Below are 18,560 nucleotides of genomic sequence, written 5' to 3'. Positions count from 1 at the left end.
CTCCGCTTATTTTCTGAACATGTCTAACATGCGGCGCGTGACTAAAAAGCCGCCCGCGATGTTGATTGAGGCAATCAGTGTCGCCAATCCTGCCAGTAAGCCGACAGTGGGGGATGACACTTGCACAATCGCGCCGATGACAATGATGCCGCTGATGGCGTTGGTGACGCTCATCAATGGCGTATGTAAGGATGGCGAGACATTCCATATCACCTGATAACCAACGAAACACGCCAGGACAAATACGGTGAAGTGGGTCATGAATGATTCGGGGGCGACCGAACCAATGCTGAACAAGGCTAGCCCCGCGATGATTAGCGGCAACAGCTGTTTGATGACGGAGGGTTTTACAGGGGCTTTAGCGGTTGTTTCGGCAACTGCCGCTGGTTTCGCCGCAGGTGCGGCCGATAGTTTAGGTGGGGGAGGTGGCCAGGTGATTTTGCCTTCCTTGATGACCGTCGCACCACGGATCACTTCATCATCCATATTGACGTTGAGAATGCCATCTTTATTCGGGCAAAGTTCGGTGAGCAAATGCCGTAAGTTGGTGGCGTACAATTGGCTGGATTGGTTGGCCAAGCGGCTAGGGAGGTTGGTGTAGCCGATGATGGTGACGGAGTGGGCGACCACGACCTTGTCTTTCTCGGTCAACTCGCAGTTGCCGCCCTGTTCCGCCGCCAAATCGACAATCACGCTGCCCGCTTTCATGGATTGCACCATTTCGGCGGTGATCAGTTTCGGCGCGGGTTTGCCAGGGATCAGCGCGGTGGTGACGATAATATCGACTTCTTTGGCTTGTTCGGCGAATAAGGCCATTTCAGCGGCGATAAATTCCGGTGACATCGTTTTGGCATAACCGCCGACACCTGAGCCTTCTTCTTTGAAATCTAGCATCAGGAATTCGGCGTCCATGCTTTCGATTTGCTCTTTGACTTCAGGGCGGGTGTCAAAGGCCCGCACGATAGCCCCCATGCCTTTAGCCGCACCGATGGCCGCCAATCCGGCGACACCGGCACCGATGACCAAGACTTTGGCAGGCGGGATTTTGCCGGCGGCGGTGATTTGTCCGGTGAAAAAGCGTCCGAAATGTTGGGCGGCTTCGACAATGGCGCGGTATCCGGCAATGTTGGCCATGGAGCTGAGGGCGTCCATTTTTTGCGCCCGGGACATGCGCGGCACGCTGTCCATAGCCAGCACGGTGGTGTTTTTTGCCGCTAAGGTTTGCATTAGCTCTTCATTTTGTGCCGGCCAGATAAAGCTGATGATGGTTTGGCCTTCACGGAATAAATTCAATTCGTTCCTATTCGGGTTTGGGCGCCATTCAGGGGCCCGGACTTTGAGCATGATATCTGACTGGTCCCAGAGCAATTTTATATCGTTAACGATTTCTACGCCTACCGCCTGATAGGCCTCATCGGAAATATTGGCCCCCAGTCCCGCCCCGCTTTCTATGGATACGGTAAAGCCCAATTGTATAATTTGCGCGGCTGCTTCCGGGGTGGTGGCGACCCGTTTTTCACCACGGTGCATTTCTTTAGGTATACCAATCTTCATACAGTCTCCTGTGATAGTGAGTTAAGGCATTGCCAAAAGTTTGCCGCATAGGCAAAACCTTTGGCTTTGAGGATAAAAGATTAACCCTCGGTTTTCAATTAAAAATCAAGCAAGTCGCTAATCAATCTGGCTGGATTGTAACAGATACGCCCGTTTCAAGCGGTTTATTGGCCGCATTGTTGTAAAACGGCCAGCTTTTTACATGTAAATGCTTTCTGATCGGGGTCTTGATCACCGATACGCACAAGGCAATTGAAAACAGGCACCAAACGGCTGCGTATTCATTAGGGTCGTCGGTGGTCACATCGGAAATCCACGGGCCAATCACATAATGGAAGCCCACGAACCGCCAGGAGCCATAAATGACCGGGAGGCAAAAAGCTACGACGATATAGGTTAGGGCATGCAAGCCCCAGCTAAAATCGAACAGCCAGGTGACCGGGTCGGATAACAGCCCGTTCAAAGGCATGTGCCAAGCGATATGCCAAGCACCGTGGGTGGAGCAGACTTCAGGGCCGCAAAAACCTTCAGTACCGACGTTGCAAGTCCCTGCCCAAGCGAAGGGGTACATCTTTACCAGCATGGCCAATGAACCGATCGCACAAATCGTGTAAACGGCAGTGCGTATCTTTAATTTGACCGCTTCGGGGATAAAATACATCGCCACCATATTGACAAAAAACGGCTGGAACGCGACGTGCAGATAGCCAAATAAGGTGAGTATCTGATTGTTCGGGTTGTCGCACAAGTCGATATAGACATAAGTGAACGCTTGCAACAATTCCATTAGCGCGAAATAAGTCAATGGGATCCATAGTTCTTTGGACTCCCCTTTCATGGCAACATAAACGGCGGTGCTCAGACCTGCGGCGGCTAATACGCCTGACGCTTCTCCACTCCAACACATAAAACTTGACCTCTATATTTATTATTATTTATGCCGTTATCGCAAGCATCCATCCAAAATGGGCTATCCGTTTGCAACAACAGTAACATTTTAAAGTTGCGTCGATTGATGATTGATCCACGCGTTGCGTTTTGCCGCTTATCCAGCTAGTCAGCCCAATGGCAAAACTGCATTATTCTATTACAAACCCAGGCCAATTGAGAAATAACGTAAAACGTCTGTTCCGGGTTGTAAGGCATAAACATTAAAAAATTCAAAATCAGTGACTTAACAAATATCCACGCTGTTAATGGGCGGCATTAACCGTTATAATCGCGGGTCAACTTCCAACCTGTTTGGTGAGAACATGGATATTAAAAATTATATGCAACAGCTTGGGCGTAACGCCAGGCAAGCTGGACGAGAACTCAGCCGCACTGAATCAGGGAAAAAAAACCGTGCTTTGCTGGAGATTGCCAACGCGATTGAAAATAACCGTGGCTTGTTGGCAACGGAAAATGAAAAGGATTTGCTGGCGGGTAAGGAAAACGGCTTGGATTCCGCTTCATTGGATAGGCTGGCGTTAACGCCAAAAGCGCTGAACGCCATGATAGAAGGCCTGAAACAAGTTGCCGCACTGCCTGACCCGGTCGGTGAAATCACGGGCTTAAGTTACCGTCCCAGCGGGATTCAGGTGGGGCAAATGCGGGTGCCTTTGGGGGTGATTGGCATTATCTATGAATCACGCCCGAATGTGACTGTTGATGCGGCGGCGTTATGCCTAAAGTCGGGTAATGCCTGTATCCTGCGTGGTGGCTCGGAAGCCATACATTCCAACCAGGCGATAGCGGCCTGCATCACCCAAGGTTTGGAGGCGGCGGGCTTGCCCGCCACCGCCGTGCAAATTGTCGCCACGGCTGACCGGGACGCGGTCGGCGAGCTGATTACAATGGACACTTACGTTGACATCATCGTCCCCCGTGGCGGCAAAAGCCTGATCGGGCGCATTTCAAAAGAAGCGACCATTCCGGTCATCAAGCATTTGGATGGCATTTGCCATGTTTATATTGATGGACAGGCAGATATGGACAAAGCCGTGGCGATTGCCGACAACGCCAAAACCCACCGTTACGGGGTCTGCAACGCGATGGAAACCTTGCTGGTGGCGGAAAGCATCGCGCACCGGGTATTGCCGTTATTGGCGAAAATTTATCTGGATAAAGGCGTGGAGTTGCGCGGTTGCCTAAAAACCTGTTCGTTCATCCCCGAATGCAAACGCGCTACCGAAGCAGATTGGCATACCGAATACCTTGCGCCCATTTTATCCATCCGGGTTGTCGATGGCATAGACCAGGCGATTGAACATATCAACCACTACAGCTCACAACATACCGAAGCGATAGTGACGGAAAATTACACGCTGGCGAGACGCTTCCTGCGCGAAGTGGATTCCAGTTCGGTGATGGTCAATGCCTCGACACGGTTTGCGGATGGTTTTGAGTATGGCTTAGGGGCGGAAATTGGCATCAGCACCGACAAGCTCCACGCCCGTGGCCCGGTGGGCTTGAATGGGCTGACTTCATTAAAATATATTGTCTTGGGTGACGGCCATATCCGGCAGTAATGATAGGTATTCTTGGCGGGACGTTTAATCCCATACATTATGGGCATTTGCGTTGTGCAATTGAAGTCAAGGGCTTGTTCGGCTTGGAACAAGTCCGGTTAATTCCTAATGCGTATCCGCCGCACAAGGAATCCCCTGAAGTGCCTGCGTTATTACGGGCGCAGATGATTGACCTGGCGATCAAAAACCATCCCGGTTTAGTCTGCGACCGCCGTGAAATTGACCGTTATTTGCAGTCGCCAAGCAAACAATCTTTTATGGTTGATACCCTGGCGTCATTGCGTGAAGATTTTCCGGAGCAGCCATTATTGCTGTTTATCGGCAATGACGCGTTCAACCAGTTGCCAAACTGGCATTGTTGGCAACGGCTTTTTGACTACGCGCATATCGTCGTTATGGCGCGGCCTGGCTGGAAAGCGCAGGCATTTGATGATCTCAAAGCCAGAGTGGCTGAAAATGCCGGTGACTTGGAACAGGCGCAAGCCGGCAAGCTATTTTTTCAAGCGGTGACCTTGCTGGATATCTCGGCCACCGCGATTAGGGAGAGTTTCGCCAAGCAGCAAGACCCGAGTTTTTTATTGCCCGATGTGGTTATAGAATACATCCACCACCACCAGCTTTATCAATCACCTGAATGATTGTTCAAGTGAGATTTTTTTAACGTCACGCCATTTTAATTTAAGGTAGTTAATGCAAACAGAAGAATTATTGAAGATCGTCCAAACTGTTTTGGATGAGCGCAAAGGCCAATACATCACCACATTGGATGTCAGGGGGAAAACCAGTTTCACCGATTACATGGTGCTGGTCACGGGGACATCAGGCCGCCATTTGAAATCCTTATGCGAACATGTCGCCATAGCGGCGAAAGAGCAAGGGTGTGTCCCATTGGGTATGGAAGGTGATCTGGGTTCAGACTGGATATTGCTGGATTTGGGGGATGTGATAGTCCACGCCATGACCGCCCAAACCCGCGAATTTTATCAACTGGAAAAACTGTGGTCGGTTGACGCGCCAAAAGAAAAAACTTACGCGGCCAATTAGGCAAGCCAGCGGGTGCAATTACAGGCGTGCACCTGCCAATGGTTTTTGGTGGTGTCCCAGGCGGGCGGTAACCCGCCTTTTTCATTCTCAGATCCAATCCGTTACATGATCTTTCCGGTGCTAATCGCGGGGGCTTTGTTAACAACCTGCATCAACAGGTCTTTAGTCTTCAATCCCCAATTCCTTAATCTTCCGGGTCAGGGTATTCCTGCCATAACCGAGCAGAATCGCCGCTTCGTGGCGTTTGCCATGGGTAAAATTCAACGCCGATTTGATTAAGATCGCTTCCACCGTAGGGATCGTCTGTTTGGCGACTTCGTTTTCTTTATTGAGCAACTGCTGGTCCACCCAAGTCCTTAGCAGCGATTCCCAATCCGTCCCCGCACTGAATTTTTCTGCCGGCGTGTTGAGTAATTCGGGCGGCAAATCATGGAGATGGATTTCCCGCCCCGATGCCATAACGGTCAGCCAGCGGCAGATATTTTCCAATTGCCTGACATTGCCGGGCCATTCCAAGGTGCTTAAAAACGCCTCCGCCTCAGGTTTTAGGGTTTTTATTTCGGTGTTGAGCTCTTGCGCGGCTTGGTTTAAAAAATGCCGCAATAACAAGGGAATGTCTTGTTTCCTGTCACGCAGGGGAGGGATGTGGATGCGGATGACGTTGAGGCGGTGAAATAAGTCCTCCCGGAAGCGGCCTTGCTGGACTAGCACTTCCAAATTCTGATGGGTGGCGGCAATAATGCGCACATCGACTTTTATCGAAGCATGCCCCCCGACCGGATAAAACTCTCCATCCGCCAGAACCCGTAATAAACGGGTTTGTAGTTCGGCGGGCATGTCACCGATTTCATCAAGGAATAAAGTCCCGCCATTGGCCTGTTCAAAACGCCCGGAACGCCGTGCCGCCGCCCCCGTGAACGCCCCTTTTTCATGGCCAAACAATTCAGATTCCATCAAATCTTTAGGGATCGCCGCCATGTTCAGCGCGATGAAGGGGTTTTTGGCGCGCGGGCTGTGCCGGTGCAGGGCTTTAGCCACGAGCTCTTTGCCAGTCCCGGATTCGCCATTAATCAAGACGGTGATGTGCGATTTCGCTAGCCTTCCGATCGCCCGGAACACTTCCTGCATGGCGGGGGCGGCGCCGATAATTTCCGGTGTGGCTTCCTGGCTAGCTTGTTCGTCAGCGCCGGAATGCTGTTGCCGCCCGTGGATGCAAGCGCGATGCGCGAGGTCAACCACTTCTTTAATATCAAAGGGTTTTGGCAAATATTCAAATGCCCCGCCATGGAAAGCCGAAACCGCGCTTTCCAGATCAGAATGTGCGGTCATGACAATCACGGGCAGGTTGGGGTGGCTGTCTTGGACCCTTTTGAGCAGTTCCAGGCCATCCATGCCGGGCATACGGATATCGGTGATCAAGGCATCAGGGGAATCATGTTCTAATGCGGCCAGCAATTCTTTTGCCCCCGAAAAACAGCGGGTGTTGATGGCGGCTTTTTGTAAGGCTTTTTCAACCACCCAGCGGATAGATTTGTCATCATCAATAATCCAGACGGTTTCGGACTTATTCATTGCCGTTCTCCACGGGTAAAAAGACTGAAAACACGGTGTTTCCAGGTTCACTGTTACATTCAATAATGCCGTTATGTTGATTGATCAACGATTGGGCAATGGACAAACCGAGCCCTGTGCCTTCGGCACGGCCGGTAATCATCGGATAAAAAATCTGGTTTAACATATCGGCGTCTATACCTGGGCCGTCATCAATGACGTCAATTTTTGCGGCTAATTTGTAGTGTTTGCGGCCCACGGTCATGTGCCGGTGTATACGGGTCTTTATGATGATATGCCCTTTACCTTCGGTCGCTTGGACCGCGTTGCGGGTAATGTTCAGCATGGCCTGGATGAGCAGGTCTTTGTCCCCCAAAACATCCGGGATGCTGGGGTCATAGTCATTCTTGATAATTAAGTTGCCGCTAGCTTCAACATGCACCAATTGCCTGACGCGCTCCAATACCTCATGGATATTTAATAACTTTTTATTGGGCAATTTATTGGGGCCGAGCATTTTATCCATTAGCCCTTGCAGGCGGTCAGATTCGGCAATAATAATCTGCGTGTATTCTTTCAGTTCGGGATCGGTCAGCTCCAAGTCCAGCAGTTGCGCCGCCCCCCTTAGGCCGCCTAGGGGATTCTTGATTTCATGTGCCAACCCCCTGACCAGCAATCTTGCGGTATTTTGTTGGGTCAACAGCCGTTCTTCCTTAGAGATCCGCAAATGGGTGTCCACTTGCTGAAGTTCAATCAAGATTTCAATAATTTCTTCCTTATTGAATAACGGCGTTGTGCTTAGGTTAACGGTTACGTTTTGGCTCATGCGGTTGAGGGTCAATGAGCGCTCCACTAGCGGTTCCCCCATAGCCAAGCACTGTTTTAAATTAAGCAGTAACGCCGGGTCGGATGATTTGAACAAGTCGCAGGCATTTTGATCGATCAAATGGTGTGCGCTATCAGCCAGTAAAATTTCCCCGGCCGTATTGATATAAGTTAACGTTAATTCCCGATTAAATAGCAAGATTGCGGTATTAAGATGGTCAAGTATGCGTTTGTACATGAAATATATTGAAATCCATTTGGGTTGCATTGATTGGCTAAGCAATTATTAGACCAATTATTATAGAAGGCCGAAAGCCGTCGTTTGGATAATGCATTGTGTGATGTGCATAACCTTTATCGGAACAAGTATAACCGGGCCCATAAGAAACGCACCAAAATAGGTCGTTTTGGGCTCACCAAATTAGTGCTTAGGGCTGTTTGCGCAGGGTTAAACGAAAAACGCCCCGGTTCGGGGTGTTTTTACGGGCGTCAAGGATTCGCCCGCCTGGTCAATGTAATGGGGTGGAAAACACAAAATGGATGGGTGGAGGAGGGGAGCGCAAACAGATTTAAAAGGCTTTTGCTTGCTTAACCCGAGCCCTTGCCCAGAACTCAGGTTAATCTGGTGGCGGGGATATAAAAAGGGTCGCCGGACTTTAAATGTATCGGTCACAGGCCGCTAAATAAAGCCTTAAACTTCGGCGTCATGATAAATGTTTTGCACATCATCCAATTCATTCAGCATGTCCAAAAATTTGTCAAACAATACCAAGTCATCACCGCTGATCGCCGTGACGCTTCTAGGTAAAAATTGAATCTCATCCACATCAAAATCAATCTCGCCAAAGGCATCGGTTAAGGCCTGCTTCGCCTTAAAATAGTCGGCGGGAGGGGTGAACACGGTGATTTTGCCGTCTTCGCTTTCAATGTCGGAGACATCCACATCGGCCGCCAGCAGGGCTTCCAAGACGGTGTCTTCGTCAGCATGTGCAAAGGCCATGATGGCCGAATGGTCAAACATGTGGCTGACCGCACCTTGGATGCCAATTTTCGCTTTGGTTTTGGTGAAGCATTGGCGCACATCGTTGAAAGTGCGGTTGGGGTTATCGGTCAGGCAGTCGACAATCACCATGCAGCCACCGGGACCAAACCCTTCATAACGGGCAGGGGCGAAATCTTCACCACCACCGCCTTTGGCTTTATCGAGGGCTTTTTCGATAACGTGGGCAGGCACCTGGGCTTTTTTGGCGCGCTCAATCAGGCCACGCAATGCCAAGTTGCCATCCGGGTCGATGCCCCCCGCTTTAGCGCAAACATAAAGTTCACGTCCATACTTACTGTAGACCTTTGCCTTGGCATCAGACGTTTTGGCCATGGACACTTTACGGTTTTGATAGGCTCTACCCATTTGCTTGTCGCTCCTTTGAAAAAGAAAAATTTGCGAATTCTACAGTTAATTCGCGGCATAGGGAAAACTTTTTAGTCACCCTGTCAAATGGCCGGCCTAAAGCAAGAATAACGCGGTTTGGTGTTCCAGTATGAAACGTGCGGGCATAAAAAACCCCGCTAAGCCAGATAACTTGCGGGGTCTTGGGGCCAAGCTATAGTACATGGACTTAGGATTATCAAGGCTTACGGCGGTATAAAATATAAAAAGGGGGCAAAACAGGGGGCTTTGATTCAGGATTTTTGTTTTTGCACCATAAAGCCACCATTTTTACGCTTGCTTGCCGATAATCCCAAAATATCCAAGGCATAAAAAACCGCCCGAAGGCGGCCCTTTAATCGGTTGCCGTTCCCGTTACTGTGCCAACGCCCCCGCCGCCTTGTCAAAATCATCGGCATTGTCCGGTTTCCAGTTTTCGAACAGCGTGCCGATCAATAGCCTCTGGTCATATCGGGGGTAATCGCGGGTAAAGGCGTCCAATGCGCCCAATTCTTTCCTGAGTACGGACAGTTCGGCCTTATGGCTTTCCTCGCAGGGTTTTTCCATTTCATCCTTCAGGAAGTTTGCCACCTGCTCCGATGTATAACCTATTTTCCTTAAATTTTCCTCCTTGTCATCGTAGCGTTGTTGGGCGAACTCGAACCCCTTTTCCTTACCTTCAATCTCGGTGGGTATTTTCAGCATCCGCCGGGCGCAAAGCTTCACCAGTTCCGGCATACATCGGCCTTGTGATGCTGCCTTGTCGTCCGCATAGGCATTAAAAATGGCGTTGCGGATGTAGTCCAGTTCAGCCAGTGCCGTTTTCAGCCTGTCTGGCAAATCCTTGAGCCTTTTATCATGGCTTAGGCTGTCAATTGCTGTTTTTTGATAATTGATAACCTCTATCGCCTGTTTGAGGCCTTGGATAACAGGGTGGCGGGTTTTATAAACGGATTCATAAATGGCGTGTTGCATGATATTGCCTTCTTTATCGGTGGTTGGGGGTTGTTATTAATGGCTTGCCAGTAGCTTGAATAACTGGCAAAGCCCAGTGTTTGTATCAGTGTCATGCCAGTAGCACATATTCGGCGATTTTGTGGTCGCCAAGGCCGCTATTCACCATTCTTCGGTAAGTGACGATGTGGTGGCCTTGCCCTTTGAGTTCCTGAATCCGCGCCGCCGGATGGAACACATCCAGGTTTGTCCTGGCCTCCAAGGTGGTGATGCGCCCATGCTGCTTGAGGTAAGCCAGCAAGCGTTGCTTTTGGCATTGGCTATTAGCTGGCAGGTTCATTTCCAGCCCTCGCTACTAACCGCTTTAACCAAATGGAAGTGATCCGGTATTTCTGGCAAATCGCCATGGTGTTTTTGCCGTCATATTCCGCCACGATCTGCCGATGTTTACGCGCCATCCTCTCGGCGGAGTTATTTTTCAGATAAACCGTTTGGCCTCCATAGCCGTCTGCCAAGCCGTCAATGATGTTTTGGGCAATGCCGCCAGCCAGTCCGTCATCAATGGCATTGGCGGTCAGGTGGGATTGGATGAGTTCGTGCAAGAGCGGGTAAAAGTCATTCATGGGCATGGCCTAGTGAGGGAAAGTGAGGTTATTAAAGCACTTCCCGTAAAGGCGTTTAGGCGGGGTTTTCCTATGTGTGGATGGTTGCGGGACTGGCTTGGATAATGCCCTTTGACCGACTTAAGAGATAACCATCCCAGATGGGGTTCAGAAAATACGTTTAAGTGGACTCAAGAAACTATCTTGGTTAGTCGAGTTTACCCATGAAACAATCACGGTTAAGCCATTGAATGTATTAAGGCTGTAATTTTTGCCACCTGATTTGAAAGGCCGTTTTTGCGTAGCTTTTGCGCAACTTTTGCGCAACTTTTGCGTAGCTTTTGAGTGACATTTGCGTAGTTTTTGCGCAACTTTTGAGTGACATTTTAGTTGCGGTAATGCACGGACAAATTGCGCAACTAATTGATGATAGACAAAATAATCAATTAGTTGTGGTGAAAAAAATGGCTGACAGAATACCGCCTACCTGCACCCAAATATTACCCACTAAACGGCTTTAGCCAAAGCGTGTTGAAAATGGGAAATAACCCGCTTGGATAACTGGGCTTGCCCCTGCTTTCAACGGAAATACCGTATTGATAGGCAAGCCTATACAGGGGGCGCGTTTCACGACCCCTGGCGGATTCATTGGCTAGCCTTGCTTGGCTGCAATATCTAACGGCGGCAAGGCGTTGACGATTTTCAAAGCGGTAATGAACGGTTTCGTAATGCGATCCTTGACGGTGTAAATCAAGGTGTTAAGTAGTCACAACAAACCCTAATCACGCTGCCACAACTTCCCCTCCTAAAAGTTGATATTCATCATCCCCAAACAATGTAAATCCTGGGGGCAATTTAAAAAGAGCCTTGCACAATAAACGAAATTGAATTGGGGCATCATGATTTAAACGTTCTACAGTCAGTTTAATAGTGGTATTTTCCATAATTTGACATAAATCACGGTTTAAATAACGTGGGCAATACCCAACTTTAATGGGTTCATCAGTTTCAATCACTAATGCAAAGCGATCATGTTCATTTTCAGCTTCCCGCCGTAATGCCAAACTGTCACCCATTTGTAATTGCCCAATACGTTGTAGACTGGCTGGATCAAGGTGACGTAAACCGTTGCTAAGGAAAAATAATTCCAATTCCCCCTGATCGTTAGTTTCAGGATGGGTATAAACATACAGCTCATCAGTTGCACGCTCACCACCGGAACGGGCCAACAATTGCATTGGGTCGTTTTCCTTATCAGGATTCATGGCCAACCAACGTACATAATCGGGGTATTCTGGTCGTGAACTGTTTAAAATACGGTTAGCAAATAACGGAAACAGCTCTTGTGAGTAATATGTTTTATATACATCTCTCATTCTGCCCAAATATTTGAAGTGTGGCGAAGCTAGCGCACCTTGGGTATAAGCGAATGTGTATAAATCTCTTTCCCGACTCAATCGCCCCACCGTATGCCAAAGGCGTGACTTTGGGTCTTGCCATGCAATATAAAGGGGATTCATGGTGCTACCTCTAATAATCTCTTTTTGTTTAATTCTAATAACTTCATAGCAAACTCAATCGCCGTTTCACTGATTTCAGACGGCGGTACTCTGTTAAAGACATTTTGACACTGTTCGGGGCTAATGTCGCCTAATCGTTGCAACCACACTTTTGCCGCTTTAGGTCTTTTGGCGGCAAGCAACTGAAACAAACATAATGTAAGCAATGCTTTTTTTTCAGATTTCTTTAAATAAACTGCTGAACGGGCTTTTTTTACGTAGTGGGTGATATGCCGTCCGCTATCTTTAGTAGTTAACAATTCTTTTCGTTTTGCGTCACTTTCGTTTTGTCCCAGTGAGGCGGCATGGTCGTAGGTTGGGGCTAGATAAATTTCATTATGGTGAATGAGACCCCAGTTTTCATGGTGTCGGTCTTGATTAGCAATCCACGCATCCAGCAATAAATATCCTAAAAATACATCAACTGCATTATGTATGGCATCACTGGGTGGCTGCCAATCCATAGGCAATAAAATCTCTGGGTTATTTAATAAGGCAACAATTCGGCCTAACGTGTGATCCTGTACTTTATAGTTTTTCTGTGCTGGATAGGTACTGTGAATTTCCGCTAACAACTCATTGCCCATAACCAATCTCCCATCAGTCGGTACAATCGTTTTAGTGAGAACGCCTTTTATATCCATCCTTACCGCAAACTCATAATGAGCATGGGGCAAACCCAATAAGACACATAATTCACAAGTAACTTTTTCAGCCCAGTTTTCCCCTGTGTTTTCACGGCCAATCTTAAATAAATGCTGCTGTTCATTTAAACACAGCCAATATTTGGTTTTAGTCCCTTGTTGTTCGAGCTGTACGGGCGCATCACCAGGAATTGGGATTATGGGGTAAAAATCAGTCATGTAACCTTTGCTGTTAAAAATGGGATTGTTGATTATTGGGATTACACCACATGTAAATTTATCTCTAATTTTGGCAAGGCGTTGACTATTTTCATCGTCTCAAGGCTGACGGTGATGACGCGCTGGAACAATTCCAGGGGATAACGGGCGTTGCCCATCGTTTCAATGGCCCACGCATTGGCATCGTTTTGGATGCCGCTGTCTTTGTGCTTCGTTACCGCTTGGCGTTCCATCACCCATTCCAGCGCGGGTTTGCCGTTGACGATGTAGGCGTATGCCTCCAGCGGGATATTTTTAATCGTGATTTTCGGGTTATAGACCACGATGGACTTATCGCTTTTGTGGGCGAACTTCATTTGGGTGACGTAAAAATCCGCGTCTTTCAGATCGTCAAACGCCGTGCTGCCGCATTCCATTGTCACGGGGTAAGGCTCTACGGTTTCGTAGTTGATGTGCAGTTCCGCCAACGCCCGCCCTGCTTGGCTGAACGTCCAAAAATCCGCCGCCTTGTTGACGCAGGGGATGCGCGGCAATTCTTTGCTCAGGTTGTCTGCATAGCGGGCTTTGTAGTCTTCGGAATGCAGCAAGCCGTAGATGTAATAAAACAGGTCTTCTTTACTGATGGTTTCGTCAGGATAAGCGGCTTGGAAGTGGGCTAGCCCGACATCGGTGATGCCATCCTTAACGGTATAACGCGGCTGTTCGTCCATTTGCCCAGAAACTGCCGCCGTTGGCGCGATCCGTTCGGTGCTGAACAGGTCGGTTTGTGGTTTTAGGTCGTTGGCTTGTTGGCTGGCATCGGTTGGTGCGGGTTCGTAGAGTTTTAGGGGGAAGCATTGACCCTTTGACACCATTTCCAAATCAATCAAGGTATCGGTGATAAAAGCGCAAAATTCTTTGGTTGCCCCACGTCCAGTTAAGCAAATAACCCGATTATTTATCATTGGATCAGGAAAAAGGCGTGGCATTTGATAAACCATGTCATTCATATACTTGCTAAAGTAAACAAAGGACTTGGTAAATGGTCGGTACAATCCTGTCACTAATGCCGATTCTTGATAGTCGTGCTTTGTGAATCGGCTCAAATCATTTTTAAGCCCGCGATTCCAGCTAATTTTCGTCGTGTCTGGATTGATAAAATGATCTACTGATGGGTATTCGTCTTTGCTTAATCCTTGGCAAGCGGCTTTATAGCGCATCACTTCCGCATTATAAAAATCAATCATTCCATGTATGTTTTTGGCAAGCGTGATTTTTGAAAAGTTGTAACACCAAGCGTCACGATTAGTTTTAACGCCGCTCGAATAATTCTCAAAAATCACCGCCGCATTTTTATCTTTCTTATCCCCCAAACTGATAAATCCGCCAAAGCTATCATCCCGTTGCTTTAGCCAGTCGTTATGCTGGTCGGGTGTGATGGTTTGCCAGCCGTCCGCAGCCGTTACACCGTTCAGGCTTTTAAAGCTGCTAACCTTTTCCAGTTTTTGTTCACGGGTCAGATAGTCGCCAATGTCGTGCAGGTAGATTCTGCCGTGTCTGCTGGCTTCGGGATTTTTGACAAAGATGGTGATAGCAATCGGGGTGCGCGTTCCTTGACCAAATACATTGTCTTTATTCCTTGCGGCGTAATTCGCCGGATGTTCTGGCATTGCCGCGCAAATGAAACACATAAATGCTGCTGAATTCATCCACCAAACATTTACGTAAACCGTCGGCGGTGTTGGCTTCGATAAATCCGGCATTGGTGACAAAGCCAATTACGCCGCTATCGCCCACGCGGTCGCTGGCTCAGCGGATAGCGCGGATGTAGGAATCATACAAGGCGTTTTTGTTGGTGGCGGTGGAGTGCGCCGCGTAAGTTGTGCGGATTTTGTTGTCCAGCGATTCATAGGCCACGTTGGCGTTGTTGTCGTTCGCGCTTTCTTGTCCTGCCGAATACGGTGGATTGCCAATAATGACGCGAATGTCCAAGGCTTTTTGCTTGGTTCGCCGTGCGCTGTTGTCCACCAATATTTGGCTGACCAGGTCGTCTTTTTCGTAGAGCTGGAAGGTGTCGGTTAAGCAAATGCCATTAAAAGGCTGGTAAGAACCGCCAACGATGTCATGGTAAACCGCTTCGATGTTGATGGCAGCTATGTAGTAGGCCAGCAAGACGATTTCATTGGCGTGGATTTCGTGTTGGTATTTGTAGGGCAGTTGTTCGGGGCTAATCAGGCCGCTTTGTAGCAAGCGGGTGATAAACGTGCCGGTGCCCGTGAACGGGTCGATGATGTGGACGTTTTCATCGCCCAGGGTTTGCCCGAATTCGTTTTGTAGCGCGTCGTTGACGCTGTGGATGATGAAGTCCACCACTTCCACGGGCGTGTAGACAATGCCCAGTTTTTCGGTCATGCGCGGGAAGGCGTTGCGGAAAAATTTGTCGTACAGCTCGACGACGATTTTTTGTTTGCCCGCCGCGCTTTCGATTTTGTCCGCCCTCATTTTCACGCTGTCGTAGAAGGCTTTCAGGGTGTCGGCTTCTTTGTCGAGGTGGTGTTCTTGCAATTTGTCCAGGATGTCTTGCATGGCAACCGACATGGGGTTGTGCTGGGCAAAGCTGTAATCTTGGAACAGGGCATCAAATACAGGTTTGGTGATGAGATGCTGGGCCAGCATTTCGACGATTTCGGTGTCGGTGATGGCGTTATTGAGGTCGTCGCGCAGTTCTTCTGCAAAGGCATTGAAAGCGGCGATTTCTTCGGTGTTGGACGGCGTGTCTAAGATGGCTTGGATGCGGGTGATGTGGGTGCGGGCGATTTTGGCAATGTCGTTCGCCCAATCTTCCCAGTGGCTGCGGTTGCCGCATTTTTGCACGACTTTGGCGTAGATGGCGCGTTGGATGTCGTCCACTTCAAAGGTTTCTATGATGTCTTCTTGTTTGGGCTTTTTGACGGTTTCGCCAATGCCGTATTCGCGTTTGGCTTTGGCGGCGGTATTCGCGTTGGTGTCGGCGGGCTTTTTGGCTTTTTTCTGGATTTTGTCGGTGATGGCGATCACTTCCATTTTGCTGGTGTCTTTGCCGATCAAATCCAGTTTGTTAATCATGGCATCAAAGCGGTCATCATGGGCGCGTAAGGCTTGCAGGACTTGCCAGACGACTTTGTAGGTCTTGTTGTCGTCTAAGGCTTTGTCTGGCTCTACGCCAGCGGGGATTACCACAGGCAGGATGATGTAGCCGCGCTTTTTGCCCGGGGCCAGGCGCATAACGCGCCCCACCGATTGCACCACGTCCACTTGCGAATTGCGCGGGGTTAAAAACAGCACGGCATCCAAGGCGGGTACGTCCACGCCTTCGGACAAACAACGGACATTGCTTAAGATGCGGCAGGTGTTGTCGGGCGTTTGCGCTTTTAGCCAAGTGAGCTTGGTTTCTTTTTCGCTGGCGTTCATGCTGCCGTCGATGTGTTCGGCCTCACATTGCAGTTCCAGTGCAGGTTGGGCGATGTTACCCGCTTCGATTTCGGCTTCCCGATAGGCATCCACGACGGCCTTGAACATCTTGGCGATGTTTTTGGAGCTGACTTTGTGGGTTTTGGGATTGGTGGCGGGTTCGATGACTTGGCAAAAGGCCACGGCGCGGCGCATGAACGCGGCATCGTCGGTTAGGTCTTGACTTGCACCTTGTTTGGACAGGGCTTTCCAGCAGCCGACAATTTTGGCGGCATCGTCTACTTTCAGTTGGTTGTTGTCATCCGCCAAGAGTTTTTGCAGGCGTTGGCTGACGTGGGCTTCGTCTATTGCCAACACCAGCACTTTATAATCGACCAATAATTCCTGTTTGACCGCTTCAGAAAAGCTGATGACGTACAGCTCTTTGCCGTACAGGGCTTCATCGTCCATTGAACACAAGGCCGCGTTGGTTTTTTCAGCGGTGGCTTTTGCCATGCCGCCATAGATGCGCGGGGTGGCGGTCATGTACAGGCGTTTGGCGGCTTTGATAAACCCGGCATCGTGGACTTTGACGAAGGTGGATTCGTCATCGTCATCAAAGGTTGCGCCCGTGGTGCGGTGGGCTTCGTCGCAGATTATTAGGTCAAAATCAGCCAAGCCGTGTTCTTTTTGGGCTTTGCTGAGAACTTCAATGGAATGGTAGGTGGAAAACACCACGCTCATGTGATGGCTGTCGTGGTGTTTGGTCATTTCCTTGGCAAGCTGCCCCGCGTGGGTGGTGGCGGGGTAGCGCAATTCGTGGGTGAAGGTCTGCACGATGTCATCGTCTTTTTTGCGCTTGTGGCCTATGTCGCTGTCGGAACACACGGCAAAACTGTGCAGGGGCGTGGCGGATTCTTGCGTCCATTCGGTGAGGCTTTGCGACAACAAGGACAGGCTAGGTACAAGAAACAACACACGCTTGCCTTTTCCCGCCAAACGTTCTGCAATTTTTAGGCTAGTGAAAGTTTTGCCTGTGCCACAGGCCATAATCAGTTTGCCACGGTTGGCGGTTTCTAAGCCTGTCCTAACACCATATAAAGCATTGGTTTGATGTGGCCTTAATTTTTTTTGGGGTTTGAGTACTGGCGGTTTATCTGGCTGATACAGAGACCAGCCAATCTGGCTGTTTTCCAGGTCGTTCAAATCTATTTTGCTGACGGGCGGCTGTTGGTTTTGCAGCGCGTCCTCGGCGTGTTCGCTCCAGTTATCAGTGGTGCTGATGATAATCCGGTGGGTGAAGGGCTTTTTGCCGGAGGCGGTGAAAAAGCTGTCGATGTCGGATTTTTGCACCCGGTGGCCTTCTTCATAGAACTTGCATTGGATGGCATGGTATTCGTCCGTACCTTGGGTTTTCGCCACCAAGTCAATGCCCGTGTCCCGCGCGTCCAAGCCCTGTTCCCGCGCCCAATCGCCATACGTCCACACATCGCTGTACAAATCCTTATAGCTGGCTTCGTTGCGAAGGTAGGTGCAAATCAAGTCTTCAAAATAAGTGCCTTTTTCACGGTGGGTTTGGGCGGCTTCGCGGTAGGTGTTGAGCAGGGTTTGTAGGGCGGTCATGTATTAATGCGGGGTGTGGCTAATAGGATGGGGTAAGTCTATCCTATTTATTCTGGGAAATGGACATTTTGCTTGCGCCGTAACGCTATGGCTATATAGGCAAATAAGGCGGTTGTTTTTGAAAATAGGGTGCTTATTTCAGGCCGAAATCCCCTGATGGTAAAAAATAGTTTCAGAAAAAACCAAAGTAAAACAACGGCTTTTTAGAGGTAGTGGGAAATTCACTATTTTTCAGGTAATCGTTAATATTTTTTGTGACGATTCAATGCTAGTTTTTGAGCCGTTTTTGGAAAATCAAAAAGCGAATTGGCAATGATTGTTCTGAAAAGGATAAAAGCCTGCCAAGATCAAGGGGAAAATTCTGGATGAGGTGTATAAATCAATGGCAAAAATAAGCCCATATCAAAATAATATAGTCTTATTTTATTGATTTATATGAACTTGATAAAAATTTATGCACCTATTTGTGTGTAATTCAATACACCTTTTTAGGTGCCTATTTAGGTGCCTACTTAACGTTATTCCCCACGATCAAGCTTCCCTATTGATATTAAACAAAAAATTGCAAAATTCCGCCAAAAATGCTATTAGTGAAGCGAAGCCGCCTGAAGTGCATAACTGGAAGCGTTGATGCGACCTCA

Annotated in this window: 16 protein-coding genes; 3 read left to right on the top strand and 13 right to left on the bottom strand. The window is 48.9% G+C overall.

Annotated features, from left to right (window positions below; all coding sequences use genetic code 11):
* Window positions 1–6 precede the first annotated feature (6 nt).
* Entirely contained in the window at window positions 7–1,554 is a 1,548-nt protein-coding gene (locus METMI_RS0117855; protein WP_019867667.1) for a Re/Si-specific NAD(P)(+) transhydrogenase subunit alpha, read from the bottom strand.
* Between the two features lie 121 nt (window positions 1,555–1,675).
* Window positions 1,676–2,461, bottom strand: coding sequence for a DUF5765 domain-containing protein (locus METMI_RS0117850; protein ID WP_019867666.1), 786 nt, complete (start codon window positions 2,459–2,461; stop codon window positions 1,676–1,678).
* 346 nt (window positions 2,462–2,807) lie between these two features.
* On the opposite strand from METMI_RS0117850, the gene METMI_RS0117845 reads away from it, so the two are divergent.
* From METMI_RS0117845 to rsfS, 3 genes are read left to right on the top strand one after another with little or no spacing between them, the layout of a single operon-like run.
* Entirely contained in the window at window positions 2,808–4,064 is a 1,257-nt protein-coding gene (locus METMI_RS0117845; protein ID WP_029151779.1) for a glutamate-5-semialdehyde dehydrogenase, read from the top strand.
* Window positions 4,064–4,702, top strand: coding sequence for a nicotinate-nucleotide adenylyltransferase (gene nadD, locus METMI_RS0117840; protein WP_019867664.1), 639 nt, complete (start codon window positions 4,064–4,066; stop codon window positions 4,700–4,702). Before METMI_RS0117845 ends, nadD begins: the two co-directional genes overlap by 1 nt.
* Window positions 4,703–4,754: 52 nt before the next feature.
* Complete coding sequence (gene rsfS / locus METMI_RS0117835) at window positions 4,755–5,108, top strand: ribosome silencing factor (protein ID WP_019867663.1); 354 nt, start codon at window positions 4,755–4,757, stop codon at window positions 5,106–5,108.
* Between the two features lie 162 nt (window positions 5,109–5,270).
* Here rsfS and ntrC read toward each other — a convergent pair whose 3' ends face one another.
* The 11 genes from ntrC to METMI_RS27515 all read right to left on the bottom strand — a co-directional run bounded on the left by ntrC (window position 5,271) and on the right by METMI_RS27515 (window position 17,919).
* On the bottom strand, window positions 5,271–6,680 hold the full coding sequence (gene ntrC / locus METMI_RS0117830) for a nitrogen regulation protein NR(I) (RefSeq protein ID WP_019867662.1): 1,410 nt from the start codon (window positions 6,678–6,680) through the stop codon (window positions 5,271–5,273).
* Complete coding sequence (glnL, locus tag METMI_RS0117825) at window positions 6,673–7,722, bottom strand: nitrogen regulation protein NR(II) (protein WP_029151778.1); 1,050 nt, start codon at window positions 7,720–7,722, stop codon at window positions 6,673–6,675. The genes ntrC and glnL overlap by 8 nt, the downstream gene beginning before the upstream one ends.
* 453 nt (window positions 7,723–8,175) lie before the next feature.
* Entirely contained in the window at window positions 8,176–8,892 is a 717-nt protein-coding gene (locus tag METMI_RS0117820; protein ID WP_019867660.1) for a YebC/PmpR family DNA-binding transcriptional regulator, read from the bottom strand.
* Between the two features lie 393 nt (window positions 8,893–9,285).
* A complete protein-coding gene (locus METMI_RS0117810) occupies window positions 9,286–9,885 on the bottom strand; it encodes a hypothetical protein (RefSeq protein ID WP_019867658.1) in 600 nt (199 codons plus the stop codon).
* A gap of 91 nt (window positions 9,886–9,976) precedes the next feature.
* Complete coding sequence (locus METMI_RS0117805) at window positions 9,977–10,204, bottom strand: helix-turn-helix domain-containing protein (RefSeq protein ID WP_019867657.1); 228 nt, start codon at window positions 10,202–10,204, stop codon at window positions 9,977–9,979.
* Window positions 10,188–10,487: a Mor transcription activator family protein gene (locus METMI_RS0117800; RefSeq protein ID WP_019867656.1), complete on the bottom strand. Its 300-nt coding sequence runs from the start codon at window positions 10,485–10,487 to the stop codon at window positions 10,188–10,190. The genes METMI_RS0117805 and METMI_RS0117800 overlap by 17 nt, the downstream gene beginning before the upstream one ends.
* A gap of 761 nt (window positions 10,488–11,248) precedes the next feature.
* Window positions 11,249–11,986, bottom strand: coding sequence for an HIRAN domain-containing protein (locus METMI_RS0117790; RefSeq protein WP_029151776.1), 738 nt, complete (start codon window positions 11,984–11,986; stop codon window positions 11,249–11,251).
* Complete coding sequence (locus METMI_RS0117785; RefSeq protein ID WP_019867652.1) at window positions 11,983–12,888, bottom strand: HipA domain-containing protein; 906 nt, start codon at window positions 12,886–12,888, stop codon at window positions 11,983–11,985. The genes METMI_RS0117790 and METMI_RS0117785 overlap by 4 nt, the downstream gene beginning before the upstream one ends.
* A gap of 41 nt (window positions 12,889–12,929) precedes the next feature.
* Window positions 12,930–14,537 (bottom strand): type ISP restriction/modification enzyme, encoded by a 1,608-nt coding sequence (locus tag METMI_RS27525; RefSeq protein ID WP_083930389.1) that lies wholly within the window; start codon window positions 14,535–14,537, stop codon window positions 12,930–12,932.
* The gene (locus METMI_RS27520) at window positions 14,500–14,664 is read right to left on the bottom strand and encodes a hypothetical protein (protein ID WP_019867651.1); all 165 of its coding nucleotides are present in this window, start codon (window positions 14,662–14,664) and stop codon (window positions 14,500–14,502) included. Before METMI_RS27520 ends, METMI_RS27525 begins: the two co-directional genes overlap by 38 nt.
* A 12-nt stretch (window positions 14,665–14,676) precedes the next feature.
* On the bottom strand, window positions 14,677–17,919 hold the full coding sequence (locus METMI_RS27515) for a restriction endonuclease (RefSeq protein WP_019867650.1): 3,243 nt from the start codon (window positions 17,917–17,919) through the stop codon (window positions 14,677–14,679).
* Window positions 17,920–18,560 lie beyond the last annotated feature (641 nt).

The organism is Methylovulum miyakonense HT12, assembly GCF_000384075.1.
Classification (GTDB): domain Bacteria; phylum Pseudomonadota; class Gammaproteobacteria; order Methylococcales; family Methylomonadaceae; genus Methylovulum; species Methylovulum miyakonense.
Note: the sequence above shows the minus strand (reverse complement) of the source record. Positions and strands in the feature narration are given on the sequence as shown.

Excerpts from the sequence above, each read along its gene's own strand:
- METMI_RS0117855 (WP_019867667.1), bottom strand. The coding sequence starts at position 1,554 with ATGAAGATTGGTATACCTAAAGAAATGCACCGTGGTGAAAAACGGGTC.
- METMI_RS0117850 (WP_019867666.1), bottom strand. The coding sequence starts at position 2,461 with ATGTGTTGGAGTGGAGAAGCGTCAGGCGTATTAGCCGCCGCAGGTCTG.
- METMI_RS0117845 (WP_029151779.1), top strand. The coding sequence starts at position 2,808 with ATGGATATTAAAAATTATATGCAACAGCTTGGGCGTAACGCCAGGCAA.
- nadD (WP_019867664.1), top strand. The coding sequence starts at position 4,064 with ATGATAGGTATTCTTGGCGGGACGTTTAATCCCATACATTATGGGCAT.
- rsfS (WP_019867663.1), top strand. The coding sequence starts at position 4,755 with ATGCAAACAGAAGAATTATTGAAGATCGTCCAAACTGTTTTGGATGAG.
- ntrC (WP_019867662.1), bottom strand. The coding sequence starts at position 6,680 with ATGAATAAGTCCGAAACCGTCTGGATTATTGATGATGACAAATCTATC.
- glnL (WP_029151778.1), bottom strand. The coding sequence starts at position 7,722 with ATGTACAAACGCATACTTGACCATCTTAATACCGCAATCTTGCTATTT.
- METMI_RS0117820 (WP_019867660.1), bottom strand. The coding sequence starts at position 8,892 with ATGGGTAGAGCCTATCAAAACCGTAAAGTGTCCATGGCCAAAACGTCT.
- METMI_RS0117810 (WP_019867658.1), bottom strand. The coding sequence starts at position 9,885 with ATGCAACACGCCATTTATGAATCCGTTTATAAAACCCGCCACCCTGTT.
- METMI_RS0117805 (WP_019867657.1), bottom strand. The coding sequence starts at position 10,204 with ATGAACCTGCCAGCTAATAGCCAATGCCAAAAGCAACGCTTGCTGGCT.
- METMI_RS0117800 (WP_019867656.1), bottom strand. The coding sequence starts at position 10,487 with ATGAATGACTTTTACCCGCTCTTGCACGAACTCATCCAATCCCACCTG.
- METMI_RS0117790 (WP_029151776.1), bottom strand. The coding sequence starts at position 11,986 with ATGAATCCCCTTTATATTGCATGGCAAGACCCAAAGTCACGCCTTTGG.
- METMI_RS0117785 (WP_019867652.1), bottom strand. The coding sequence starts at position 12,888 with ATGACTGATTTTTACCCCATAATCCCAATTCCTGGTGATGCGCCCGTA.
- METMI_RS27525 (WP_083930389.1), bottom strand. The coding sequence starts at position 14,537 with ATGCCAGAACATCCGGCGAATTACGCCGCAAGGAATAAAGACAATGTA.
- METMI_RS27515 (WP_019867650.1), bottom strand. The coding sequence starts at position 17,919 with ATGACCGCCCTACAAACCCTGCTCAACACCTACCGCGAAGCCGCCCAA.